The sequence below is a fragment of the Actinoplanes sp. CA-252034 genome (genome assembly GCF_050956125.1).
In the GTDB taxonomy this organism is placed as follows: Bacteria; Actinomycetota; Actinomycetes; order Mycobacteriales; family Micromonosporaceae; genus Actinoplanes.
On the sequence record NZ_CP191846.1, the window covers coordinates 10,030,823 to 10,043,353 of the forward strand.

Consider the following 12,531-nt stretch of genomic DNA (forward strand, 5'->3'; position numbering starts at 1 on the left):
TTCGTGACGACAGAGCCCGACATCCACACCACCGCCGGCAAGCTGGCTGAACTCGCCCGGCGCACCGACGAGGCCGTCCACGCCGGATCCGCGCGCGCCATCGAGAAACAGCATTCCCGCGGCAAGAAGACCGCACGCGAACGCATCGAGCTGCTGCTCGACAAAGACTCCTTCGTCGAGCTCGACGAGCTGGCCCGGCACCGGTCCACCGCCTTCGGCCTGGAGCGGAACCGGCCGTACGGCGACGGTGTCGTCACCGGCCACGGCACCATCGACGGGCGCCAGGTCTGCGTCTTCTCCCAGGACTTCACGGTCTTCGGCGGCTCCCTCGGAGAGGTCTTCGGCGAGAAGATCGTCAAGGTGCTGGACCTGGCCATGAAGATCGGCTGCCCGATCATCGGGATCAACGACTCCGGCGGCGCCCGCATCCAGGAGGGCGTGGTCGCGCTCGGCCTCTACGCCGACATCTTCTTCCGCAACGTCCGGGCCAGCGGCGTCATCCCGCAGATCTCGCTGATCATGGGGCCGTGCGCGGGCGGTGCCGTCTACTCCCCCGCGATCACCGACTTCACCGTCATGGTCGACCAGACGTCGCACATGTTCATCACCGGGCCGGATGTGATCAAGACGGTCACCGGTGAAGAGGTCGGGATGGAGGAGCTGGGCGGGGCGCGGACCCACAACACCCGCAGCGGCAACGCCCACTACCTGGCCAGCGACGAAGAGGACGCGATCGAGTACGTTCGCGCGCTGCTCTCGTACCTCCCGAGCAACAACCTCGACGAGCCGGTCGTCTTCGACGCCGTCGACGCGCTGGACGCCGATCTCGAGCTCGACACCCTGATCCCGGACTCGCCGAACCAGCCGTACGACATCAAGAAGGTCGTGGAGACCGTCGTCGACGAGTTCCTCGAGGTCCAGCCACTCTATGCGCAGAACATCGTGGTCGGCTTCGGCCGTGTGGAGGGCCGGCCGGTCGGCGTCGTGGCCAACCAGCCGATGAGTCTCGCCGGGACACTCGACATCGCCGCCTCCGAGAAGGCCGCGCGCTTCGTGCGTACCTGTGACGCGTTCAACATCCCGGTGCTGACGTTCGTCGACGTGCCCGGCTTCCTGCCCGGCACCGGCCAGGAGTGGGACGGCATCATCCGGCGCGGGGCGAAGCTCATCTACGCGTACGCCGAGGCGACCGTTCCCAAGGTCACCGTGATCACCCGTAAGGCGTACGGCGGGGCCTACGACGTGATGGGGTCCAAGCATCTCGGCGCCGACGTCAACTTCGCCTGGCCGACCGCGCAGATCGCCGTCATGGGCGCACAGGGCGCCGTCAACATCCTCTACCGGGGCGAGCTCGCCGCCGCCGAGGACCCCGCGCAACGACGGACCGAGCTGATCCAGGAGTACGAGGACACGCTGGCCAACCCGTACATCGCGGCCGAACGCGGTTACGTGGACGCGGTCATCCAGCCGTCACAGACCCGCGCCCAGGTGACCCGTGCGCTGCGGATGCTCCGCACCAAACGGGAGACCCTGCCGCCCAAGAAGCACGGCAACATCCCGCTGTAACACGGGCTCCGCTTCGCTCCGCGGCAAACGCCTACCACCTCACCGGCGGCGTTCTGCGGTTCAGGAGTTACGTGGTGGACAAGGCCGGCAGCCACTGGCCGGCCAGCAGGAACGCGCCGGAGACCAGGGCGATCAGGTTCACGACGAGGAAGACGCCGACCCAGAACAGCGCCGGCAGGTGGGTCAGCCGGGCCAACTGGTCGGCGTCCGAATCGCGCATCCGGCCCCGGCTGCGCAGACTCTGCAGCTCGAAGACCGGGCGGACACCGCCGAAGAGCAGGAACCAGACGCCGGCGTACGCGAAAGCCGCCTGCGTCTCCGGCTCCGCATACCAGGACACGGCGAACACGATCGCGCCCGTGACCAGCAGCGACACCACGCCGAACAGGTTCCTGATGTTGATCAGCATGAGGAGCAGCAGCGCCACGGCCAGCCACAGCAGCAGCGTGATCCGGTTGCCGCCGAGCAGCCACGCACCCAGCACCCCGACCAGCGACGGCGCGATGTAGCCGCCGAGCAGGGTCAGGATCATGCCGAGGCCGGTCGGGCGGCCAGCCGACAGGGTCAGGCCGGACGTGTCGAACTCGAGACGAATGCCCCGCAGCCGGCGCCCGGTCAGCAGGGCGATCAGCGCGTGCCCGCCCTCATGGGCGATGGTGACGGCGTTGCGGGCCACCCGCCACACCGGCCGGACCGCCACCGCGAGAAGACCGGCCACCGCAGTGAGCAGCACCAGCATCCCGGGCGGGTCGGGCTGGGCGCCCAACAGCTGGTCCCAGAGATCAGTCACACCGTCGATCGACAACACGCCGGGGACTGTAGCCGATCCGGCTATGCGCGTCGCCTCATGACGGCCTTGACCGGCTCCGGGTCGCGGCGGCCGAGCGACCGGGCCGCGAACACACCGGCGGTCACCGTCACCGCGAGAATGGTCAGGACCAGCATCAGCGCGACCAGACCGGTGGACGCCACGATGATCGCGACGTCCGCCGCGGCCACCAGCATCCACAGGGCGATCGTGGTCTTACCGCCGTGTCGTCGGCAGCTCATGATGCACCTCCATCCGTGATGCTGGATAACTACCCAACATCATGAATCTCACGCACCTACTTCGCCTGGAACCCCGCGTAGATGTTCGCCAGGTCGCCCTTGGCCGCTTCCCAGTCCGAATCCACGGTGTACCACGTCAAGACATAGGTGGTGCTCTTGACCACGAAGACCCGACGAACCACCCGCTGCTTGGTGCCCCCGCTCGCGTTGCGGGAGTACTCCAGGTCAGCGGCCTGCACGCCGTTGAAGTCCTTGACGGTCGGCCCGGACCGGTCATAGCCGGTGTTTCGGTCCCGGTTGAGGTAATCGACCGGGTCGTTCTTGCCGGGCACGATGTCGATGCGGATCTGCCGGCCGTCGCCCCAGTTGAGCGTCGTCCCGTTGCCACCGCCGCCGCCGCCCGAAACGCTCTTCGGAACCGGGAAGCTGTAACCCTGACCCTGGTAGAGGCGCCAGCCGGCCGGGATCCCCGAAGCTGCCGAGGGTGAGGGTGAGCTCGGCTGCGCCGGGCTCGGCGACGTCCCACCGCTCTGCTTCGGCCCCTCCGACCTGCCGCCACCCGGCACCGCCGGAGCGGACGCGCCGGTCTGTGCCTTGGTCAAGTCCGGGTCGTTCGCGTCGTCCTCGCCGAACGCCTGCACCACGATGATGCCGACGAGCAGCAGGAACGTCAGAACGATTCCCAAGCCGATGGCGGCCTGGCGGCGGGTCAGCGTCGTGCCGAGGATGGTTATCCCATTGGTACGGCGTTCGACCGGCCGCATCTGCATCGGCGTCCACGCCGGACGGCTCGGGCGGGCGAACCCGGGATCCGCCTCCAGGTCGCCGACCACCTGGGTGGCGGGCTCGTTCGCGGTGATGATGCGCCGGCGCGGTGGCATGCTGACCACCGACGTCTTGTCCTCGTCGGCCGCCGGGCGTGGCCGGGCCATCGGGAGCAGCAGAGACGTCTTCTCCCCCTCGGCCGCGGGCGGCGGCGGGAGGGCGACCACCGAGGTCTTGTCCTCGTACTCGGCCGGCGTCTCCTCGACCTCGGCCTTCGCCTCCGGCTCGGCTACCGCCGGCTCGTCGGCCGGTGTCGTCTTCTCGTCGGTGACATCCGTCGCCGCCACGGGTTCGTCGCCGGCTTCCGTCGGCGCGGGCGTCTCCGCCTCGGCGTCGACCGCGCCCGGCCGCTCCGGGGCGTCCGGCGTTTCCGGCTGCTCCGGCGTTTCCAGACCGGCGGCGGCGTCCGATGCGTCGGCTGTTTCCGGCGTGCCGGCGGACTCCGGCTTCCCGGATGTCTCCGGCTTCTCGGATCTCTCCGACTGCTCCGCCGCTCCCGGCTTCCCGGCGGCTCCTGACCTCTCCGCCGCTCCCGACTTGCCGGTGGCTCCCGACTGCGCGGTGGCTTCCGACTGCGCGGTGGCTCCCGACTGCTCGGGTGTTCCCGACTTGCCGGTGGCTCCCGACTGCGCGGTGGCTCCCGACTGCTCGGGTGTTCCCGGCTTCTCGCCGTCGGCCCCCGACGCGGCCGGGGCCTCGCCGCCGGTGGACGGAGCGTTACGCGGGGTCACCACGGGGAAGCCGGACGTCGCCTGGGCGAGGGAACGCTCGTGCTCGGGCGCAGCCTGCTTGCGGCGGTGGGCGGCCACGTCGGCGGCGGTGAAACCGGTGCGGAGCGCGTTGGTGGGCGCGTTGCTGCCGACGGCCGGCGGCGTGTCCGTCGGCCCGGCGCCCTGTGCCGAACCCGGCGCGGGCCTCTGACCTGCGCCGGAGACCGGCTTCTGCGGGGTCACCGGGACGGAGGCGGACGGCGTGGCCTGACCCGCGGCGGACGGCGTGGCCTGACCCGCGACCGGCGGCGAGGCCTGACCTGCGACCGGCGGTGTGGCCTGACCGATTCCGGGACGGCGCACCTGACCCGACGCGGGCGGCGGCGCCTGGCCCGAGACGGGGCGGGGGCTTGGCCCGAGACGGGACCGGGCGCCCGGCCCGTGGTCGGGCGCGGCTGCTGAGAGGTGGGACGCGGAGGCTCGCCCGCTCCGGGTGGGGACGCGTGGCCCGTACCGCTGAAGGGGTTGAAATCGTCGCGAACCGGAGGTGTGTCGAGGCGCGTCGGGTCGAGTGGTTTGGCGCCGCGGCGCGGCGTTTCCGGCGGCTGGCCGCCGACCTGGGCCTTTCCGGAGGCGAAATGCGGCGGCCGTCCGTCGGCGGCGGGCGGCTGCACGACCGGAGGGCGCGGATTGGGTACGACCGGAGCCGAACCCGACGCGGTCACCCACCCCGAGCCGGGCAGCACCGGCGGGCCACCCGGACCACTCGGCAGCGACGGACGCTCCCGGCCCGCGCCCGGCCGGCGCATCGTCGGGCTCATCGGGAACGTGATCTTGGAGCGGCGGCCGGCGGCACGCGCCAGCAGACGCTCCGCCTCCTCCGCGTTGATCCGGTGAGCCGGGTCCTTGCGCAGCAGGCCGTTCAGCACCGGCTTGAGAGGGCCGGCGTTACGCGCGACCGGCACGTTCTCCGTCGCCAGCGCGGCCAGCGTGGCGATCGCCGACGGGCGGGCGAACGGCGAGGCACCCTCGACCGCGGCATAGAGAGTGGCGCCCAGCGACCACAGGTCGGCGGCCGGACCAGCCGTGCCGTCCCGCGCCCGCTCCGGGGCGATGTAGGCCGGCGAGCCCAGCACCAGACCCGTCCGTGTCACATTCGGATCACCGGGAACCGTGGCCAGGCCGAAGTCGGTGAGCACCACACGGCCGTCCGCGCCGAGCAGCACGTTGCCCGGCTTGACGTCGCGGTGCATGACGCCGTTGCGATGCGCGGCCCGCAGGGCGTTGAGCACACCCAGGCCGATCTCGGCGGCGCGCAGCGCGTTGAACGGGCCGTCCTGCGCCAGCGTGTCCTGGAGGGAACGTGAGGCCACATACTCCATCACGATCCACGGATCAGCGTCCGTGCTGAGCACGTCGAAGACGCGCACCACGTTGATGTTGTTGAGCCGGGCGATGGCACGCGCCTCACGAAGGGAGCGCTCACGCATCTCCTGTCGCTCGCCCGGGGTCAGCCCCGGAGGCGGCACGAGCTCCTTGATCGCCACTTCTCGGTGCAGGACGACATCGGTCGCTCGCCAGACACGTCCCATCCCGCCCTGACCGAGCGGCGCAATGAGCCGGTAACGATCAGCGACAACGAGTGGGGGAGAAGAAGACATCACGCAGAAAATACCTGGTTCTGTCGAGCGGCCGCGAATTGATCAGCCGAGTGTGGGACACGTGTCACCGGATCTCCGGGCCTGAGTCGTACGCTCGGTTGATGAATGAGGAACCGCTGGTCAGCGTCGTACGAGGAAGCCTAGACGATCATGAGCTGGCCGCGTTGGCCGCCATCCTGGCATCTCGATCCACTTCGGTCAATTACCCCACGCCGTCGCAAGCCCCCTCAGATTGGCTGCGCTCAGCTCGCCCGGGAGCCCACCCCCGCACCTGGCGGACCGCATCCCACCCGCGCTGAGGCGTCATCCACAGGGGGCGGTGGCCCTGGCCAGGATTCGCTAACCTCTCAGAGTCATTCACCGTCTGTCGATGGGAGGCTCGCCGATGCCTGTAGACAACGAACCCGTGCCGAAGAGCACGGTCGGAAACTACGACCTCAGCGAGATCGACGGCATCGAAGCAGACATTGCGGCCATGGAAGAGTTCGCAGCCGGCCTGAAGGCCGACCTCGAGAAGAACTACATGCCTCATGCCAAGGCAGCCGCCGCCAACATGCTCGCCGAGTCGCCGAACGCCAGCGAGTTCTACGAACTCCACCTCTTCCTCTACGCGCACCAACTGGTCCAGGACGCGACCATCCGGAACGTTGACGGCTACGTCGAGGGGACCTACAAGTTCGCCACGTCGGCCGAGGAGATCAGCGCGAAGTACCGCGGCGCTGACGCCTTTTCCCGGGCCAAGCTTGCCGACGTACAGGCCACCTTTGAGGGGAACGGGAACGCCTGATGGCACAGTGGCACGGCGATGGCGGCGGCGGTGACCGGGCTGCACGATTCCCCTACATGCAGATTCCCGCCATGTGGGACATGCTTCGCAACCACGACAGCACAGCTCACCGAAAGGCGATGGAGGGCTGGCGCCAGTCGTACGAACTAGTCTTGATGCACCGAACTCAGGTTGAAAAGTACAAGGAGAAGCTGATCACGGCTTGGCCGCCGTCGCGCAACAAAGCGGCAGCCGCCTACATCGAGCGCCTCGACAACCTCATCGAGAACCTCACCGAGACGTATAACGCGGCAATCGCCAACCACCGGACCTACACGACGATCATCGGCGCCGTCGACGCAGCCAAGTGGGAACTGGACCGCATCCAGCAGGAACACTCGACAAACCAAACGGCTCTCGACAAGTACACGGCGGAACTGGCTTCCCGTCCTGTCCACTACGGGAAATACGTCGTCCCGGAGACCAAGCCTTCACCTGTCGCCGCCGGCCGACAGGAGGAACTGCACCTGCAGGCTGTAACGCTCATGACCTCACTAACCGTCGAACTCGCCCAAGCCCAGACCGCCCTCGTCACCCCTAGGCCATACTCGCCGAAAGCGGTACGCGACGACGGGACTGAGCCACTCGGTTCAGGTGGCGTAAGTTCAATACTGCCGGGTATCTCGTCTTTCTCTGGAAACACCAAGGCCCCTACGAGGATTTCAAGACCTAGCAGCTCGGATAGAGGTGCGGCTAGACCCACCACGGGAACGAACCTGGGGAAGACTGAGCCGCCGCCGGGCAGAGCCCCGTCAATCGGGCCAATCCTTGGCGGAACAAAGCAGCCCGTACTGCCCGCGCCGCCTGTTGGTACGCCTACGACACCGCCGAATTTCACGCCGAGTGCAAATTTCCCCGAATCGTTCAATATTCCTCCGGCTCAAAATCCTTCCGCCTCACCCATTACGGTTGCGCCCAGCAAGACACCGAACGGCATCCAGTTTGGTACAACTCCACCGGCCGCCGGAACACGAGGCGCCTCTGCACTTCACGGAGGCGTGATCGGCGGCGTGCCGCCGATCGGTGGCATGCCCTCCGGAAGGGCGGGGCAGCTAGGATCCCCGACCCGTGCGGGCCAGAAAATCAACCCGGTCGGCGGCCTGATCGGACAGGATCATGGCGCGCGTCCTCCGCAACGTTCTAGCTCACAGCGAGATGAGGAGACGCGACCTCAATACTGGGATCCGGACAATCCTTGGGAAACCGAGTCCGGCATGGACCCCATACTTTTCCCTCGGGACGAACAGCGCATCGACCCCGGACCCACAATCGGTGGACGATAAGTGAGTGTCGGCAGGCAGCTAGCGGCCTTCACGTGTACTTTCCTTGCCATGGCACTCTGTGCTGCCACTCCAGCCAAGGCCGACCAGATACGTTCCGCACAATGGCATCTGGAGTTTCTGCACATCTCCGAGGTCCACCGAATTACCACAGGTTCAGGCTCATCAGTGGCCGTCGTAGATACCGGCGTGTCACCCCACGTTGACTTTTCCCGCAATCTACAAAAGGGAACAAATACCGGCCCTGGCGGCGACGAGACTGGGCGAGTCGACGAAAACGGACATGGCACCATGATGGCAGGCATTATTGGCGCACATGGCCACGGTTCCGGCGCCGGCATCATGGGCATAGCTCCGAATGCTCGAGTAATACCCGTGAAGACTGCCGCCAAAATTTCCAACGGTCTAGGCATTCCTGCTGGCATAAAATGGGCGGCCACATCCGGGGCGAATGTAATAAATGTATCAGGATCTGTGGCAATTTCGCGAGAGTTAAACGAATCAATAGCTGCAGCATTAGGGTCCGACGCTGTCGTTGTCGCAGCCACTGGAAACAGGTCCGATGATCCAGAAGTCGCCCTTCCAGCTGCACTACCAGACGTACTGGCCGTAGGAGCCACCGATCAAAATGGTAGGCTCGCCAACTTCTCAGTCACCGGGCCCGAGGTTGACATCTGCGCGCCCGGCGTAGACATAGTCACCACAGACCGCAATAACAAATACGCCAAGGGTAGGGGGACCTCCCAGGCAACGGCTATTGTTTCGGGGGCAGCAGCTCTCGTTCGGGCTAGATTTACGGAGCTTTCGGCGCCTGAGGTTATTCATCGGCTTACTGCTACCGCTGATGACAACGGGCCTCCTGGTCGCGATAATCAATGTGGATATGGGGTACTCAACATTGTCAAGGCTTTGACCGCTGATGTGCCTCCACTCCATCCATCGGGAGGCGCGGCGTCGACCGCGCCCAGTGGCGCGCCCTCGGCTAGAACCTCGACGTCTTCGGGTGGCGCGACCTCCAACGAGATGGCTGCTCCGGACCCCGCGAGGTCCAATCTGCTGCTCGTCACGGGGATCGGGGCTGTAGTTGTAGCCGTGGGAACGGTTGCAGCCTTGCTGGTTCGGCGCCGGCGACGAATATCTTCCTGAACGAGGCTTCCCGACTGCCGCAAGGAACTGTCGGCGACTTGTGACTTACAGAAGAGACGAGGGCCCCTACGGGGCGGTAGCAGCAGGTTTAACGTAGAAGGTGGCTGTAACACGCCGGTTGCTCACTGTTTTACATCCGTGGGGCTTGTAGGCTCGATTGTCGTGCAGACCGACATCGCGTATCGCCTGATTCTTGCCTCTGCTAGCCCTGCTCGGCGGGCTCTGCTCACTGGGGCCGGGATCGACGCTGAGGTGATCGTCAGTGGCGTGGACGAGAGCGTCGTCGATGCCGATGACGCCTATACGACCAGTCTTGCGCTCGCTCGGATGAAGGCTCGTACGGTGGCCGCCAATCTGCCGGCGGATCCGGCGGCCTTGGTACTCGGGTGCGATTCGGTGCTGGCGTTCGAGGGGGAAGTGTTCGGGAAGCCGGACAGTCCGGACGAGGCTGTCCGGCGGTGGACGGCCATGCGCGGGAAGTCGGGAGTACTACACACGGGGCATCATCTGACCGGGCTGGTCAGTGGGCTCCAAGCGGAGGCGGTCGGTACCACTACCGTGCATTTCGCTGATGTCACCGACGCTGAGATCGAGGCCTATGTGGCTTCGGGTGAGCCGCTTCAGGTAGCGGGTGCGTTCACTCTCGATGGGCGGGGCGGCGCGTTCGTTGAGCGTATCGAGGGCGACCCAGGCAATGTGATCGGCCTCTCGCTTCCGCTGCTTCGGCGCCTGCTCGCCGACATGAACATCCCGATCACATCTCTTTGGCGCCGCTGACTCGCATTAAGAGCGCTGCGTCATTCGCCCGATCGGATTCGGGGGCGGAGGGAATCGCGTCAGCTTCACGCTTCTGGGTAGGTCAGGCTGTTGCAGTGGCTGCACCCACTACCCGAATCGGGCTCCGCTCGGCTGATCAGAGCGCTCGCCGCGCCCCATAACCAGGTGTGGTTGCGCGCGGCGCCCTACCGGCGGCGGCAAACGCACCCTGCCATGGCATCGGGTGACTGCCGCGGCGAGGTGACACGCATCAACCACCCGGTGCGGCGAGCTGCACTGAGCCGCCTGCACAGCGGGGGGTAGCTCCACCCAATGACCGCCCGGTAAAAGAAGCGAAACTGAACGCACCCGCCCAGTGCAGCAGACCCCCGCAGAGCTCAGCACCGCCGGCGACGAGATCGAGGGTCAGCCGGCGAATCCAGTTGAAACCCGCGTCGGGGTTCGGCCGCTGGAGAAGGATCCTGACGAAGCCGATCGCGAAACCGTAGAAGGTTTCTAGGCTGGCCAGCAGAGCGCATCGAACAGAACAAGGCGTGACGACGCGAGCCCGGCGGGCGGGTGGGCCAAGCAGGGCGGGATATGGACAGGCGAGCGGAACATGAGGCCAACGGCCGGACGATCAGACCGCGGAGTGACATACTCCACCCCACTGGTCGGCGAAAATCGGTGAATTGGGATTAACTTACCGACCGCAGGCACACGGTCTCCGAAGGATCCGGAATCGCGGTGGAAGCGGCGGGACTGAACGACCTGAGGAACCGTTAGGCTCATAGCCGTGCGGAAGATATTGATCGCCAACCGTGGCGAGATCGCCCTCCGGGTCATCCGGGCCTGCAAGGACGCCGGCCTCACGAGCGTCGCCGTCTATGCCGACAGTGACCGGGACGCGCTTCACGCGCGCCTGGCCGACGAGGCCTACGCGCTGGACGGGGAGACCGCCGCCGAGACCTATCTCCGCATCGACAAGCTGCTCGCGGTGGCGAAGCGGAGTGGCGCCGACGCGGTGCACCCGGGCTACGGTTTCCTCTCCGAGAACGCCGAGTTCGCGCAGGCCGTACAAGATGCGGATCTGACCTGGATCGGGCCGACGCCGCAGGCGATCCGCGACCTGGGCGACAAGGTCACCGCGCGGCACATCGCGCAGCGTGCGGGGGCGCCGCTGGTGCCGGGAACGGCGGATCCGGTCGCGGAGGCGGCCGAGATCGTCGCTTTCGCCGAGGAGCACGGGCTACCGGTGGCGATCAAGGCGGCGTTCGGCGGCGGTGGCCGGGGGCTGAAGGTGGCGCGGACGCTGGAGGAGATTCCGGCGTTGTTCGAGAGCGCGACGCGCGAGGCGGTGGCCGCGTTCGGGCGTGGCGAGTGTTTCGTGGAGCGCTATCTGGACCGGCCACGGCATGTGGAGGCGCAGGTTCTGGCGGACACGCACGGCACGGTGGTGGTGGTCGGCACGCGGGACTGTTCGTTGCAGCGCCGCCATCAGAAGCTGGTGGAGGAGGCTCCGGCGCCGTTCCTCAGTGACGAGCAGCGGACGAAGATCCACGAGAGCGCGAAGGCGATCTGCCGGGAGGCGGGCTATCACGGCGCCGGGACGGTGGAGTATCTGGTGGGCCAGGACGGGACGATCTCGTTCCTGGAGGTGAACACGCGTCTGCAGGTGGAGCATCCGGTCAGTGAGGAGACCGCCGGCATCGATCTGGTCCGGGAGCAGTTCCGGATCGCGGCGGGCGAGAGGCTGGCGTTCACCGAGGATCCGGCGCCGCGCGGCCACGCGATCGAGTTCCGGATCAACGGGGAGGACGCGGGGCGCGGCTTCCTGCCGGCGCCGGGGACGGTCAACCGGCTGCAGTGGCCGTCGGGGCCGGGGGTGCGGGTCGACTCGGGTGTCACCGAGAAGGATGTGATCGGCGGCAACTTCGACTCGATGCTCGCGAAGATCATTGTGACCGGCGCCACACGCGCCGAGGCCCTGGAGCGGTCGCGGCGGGTGCTGGACGAGACGGTGATCGAGGGCATCGCCACGGTGCTGCCGTTCCACCGGGCGGTCGTTCGCGACGAGGCGTTCACCGGCGAGCCGTTCACCGTGCACACCCGCTGGATCGAGACCGAGTGGGTCAACGAGGTGTCGCCGTTCGCGGCGCCCGCGCCGCCGGACGGCGAGAAGGAGGACCGCGAGACCGTCGTGGTCGAGGTCGGCGGGCGGCGCATCGAGGTGCGGCTTCCCAAGAACCTCAGCAGTGGTACGGTCGCCGGCCCCACCCCCCGACGGGCTCCGACTCGCGCTCAGGGTAAGGCGCAGGCCAAGGTGGCCACCGGTGGTCTTGCCGCCCCGATGCAGGGCACGATCGTGAAGGTCGCCGTGCAGAACGGTGACGAGGTCGCCGAGGGTGACACGATCGTCGTGATCGAGGCGATGAAGATGGAGCAGCCGTTGCAGGCCCCGAAGGCGGGCACCGTGGCGGGCCTGTCCGTCGAGCCGGGCACGACCGTGACCGCCGGCACCGTGATCTGCGAGATCAACTAGCCGGGTCGCACGACGTCCACCGGGGCAGGGTCTCCACGGTGGACGGGACATCGGTGCATCAGGGGCGGGCCGCCGATACGGGACCTATCGACGGCCCGCGGCCACGCGCCGTCAGTGCGGCACGGGCAGGTCAACGGTACGCCGGGCACAGGCGTCGGGCGCAAACCGG

10 protein-coding genes and 1 pseudogene are annotated in these 12,531 nt (G+C 67.3%); 7 read left to right on the forward strand and 4 right to left on the reverse strand.

Annotated features, from left to right (window positions below; genetic code table 11):
• Positions 1 to 3 precede the first annotated feature (3 nt).
• A complete protein-coding gene (locus tag ACQPZW_RS45320) occupies positions 4 to 1,566 on the forward strand; it encodes an acyl-CoA carboxylase subunit beta (protein ID WP_433792167.1) in 1,563 nt (520 codons plus the stop codon).
• Between the two features lie 67 nt (positions 1,567 to 1,633).
• Here ACQPZW_RS45320 and ACQPZW_RS45325 read toward each other — a convergent pair whose 3' ends face one another.
• From ACQPZW_RS45325 to ACQPZW_RS45340, 4 genes and pseudogenes are all read right to left on the reverse strand, one after another.
• Positions 1,634 to 2,374 (reverse strand): M50 family metallopeptidase, encoded by a 741-nt coding sequence (locus tag ACQPZW_RS45325; RefSeq protein WP_433792168.1) that lies wholly within the window; start codon positions 2,372 to 2,374, stop codon positions 1,634 to 1,636.
• A gap of 23 nt (positions 2,375 to 2,397) precedes the next feature.
• Positions 2,398 to 2,616, reverse strand: coding sequence for a hypothetical protein (locus tag ACQPZW_RS45330; RefSeq protein WP_433792169.1), 219 nt, complete (start codon positions 2,614 to 2,616; stop codon positions 2,398 to 2,400).
• A 56-nt stretch (positions 2,617 to 2,672) separates the two neighbouring features.
• Entirely contained in the window at positions 2,673 to 4,394 is a 1,722-nt protein-coding gene (locus ACQPZW_RS45335; RefSeq protein ID WP_433792170.1) for a hypothetical protein, read from the reverse strand.
• 182 nt (positions 4,395 to 4,576) lie between these two features.
• Positions 4,577 to 5,812: pseudogene (locus tag ACQPZW_RS45340) on the reverse strand (serine/threonine-protein kinase); the annotation flags it as partial.
• 101 nt (positions 5,813 to 5,913) lie between these two features.
• Between ACQPZW_RS45340 and ACQPZW_RS45345 the strand changes: the two are divergent.
• From ACQPZW_RS45345 to ACQPZW_RS45370, 6 genes are all read left to right on the forward strand, one after another.
• Positions 5,914 to 6,111: an acyl-CoA carboxylase epsilon subunit gene (locus ACQPZW_RS45345; protein ID WP_433792171.1), complete on the forward strand. Its 198-nt coding sequence runs from the start codon at positions 5,914 to 5,916 to the stop codon at positions 6,109 to 6,111.
• 86 nt (positions 6,112 to 6,197) lie between these two features.
• Positions 6,198 to 6,599 carry a hypothetical protein gene (locus ACQPZW_RS45350; protein WP_433792172.1) on the forward strand — a complete coding sequence of 134 codons (402 nt, stop codon included), beginning with the start codon at positions 6,198 to 6,200 and terminating at the stop codon, positions 6,597 to 6,599.
• A 56-nt stretch (positions 6,600 to 6,655) separates the two neighbouring features.
• Positions 6,656 to 7,921, forward strand: coding sequence for a hypothetical protein (locus ACQPZW_RS45355; RefSeq protein WP_433792173.1), 1,266 nt, complete (start codon positions 6,656 to 6,658; stop codon positions 7,919 to 7,921).
• A 48-nt stretch (positions 7,922 to 7,969) separates the two neighbouring features.
• Positions 7,970 to 9,064 carry a S8 family serine peptidase gene (locus ACQPZW_RS45360; RefSeq protein ID WP_433792174.1) on the forward strand — a complete coding sequence of 365 codons (1,095 nt, stop codon included), beginning with the start codon at positions 7,970 to 7,972 and terminating at the stop codon, positions 9,062 to 9,064.
• A gap of 162 nt (positions 9,065 to 9,226) precedes the next feature.
• Positions 9,227 to 9,841 (forward strand): Maf family protein, encoded by a 615-nt coding sequence (locus ACQPZW_RS45365; protein WP_433792175.1) that lies wholly within the window; start codon positions 9,227 to 9,229, stop codon positions 9,839 to 9,841.
• A 775-nt stretch (positions 9,842 to 10,616) separates the two neighbouring features.
• Positions 10,617 to 12,362, forward strand: a complete 1,746-nt coding sequence (locus ACQPZW_RS45370) for an acetyl/propionyl/methylcrotonyl-CoA carboxylase subunit alpha (RefSeq protein ID WP_433792176.1) — start codon at positions 10,617 to 10,619, stop codon at positions 12,360 to 12,362.
• The last annotated feature ends 169 nt before the right edge of the window (positions 12,363 to 12,531 follow it).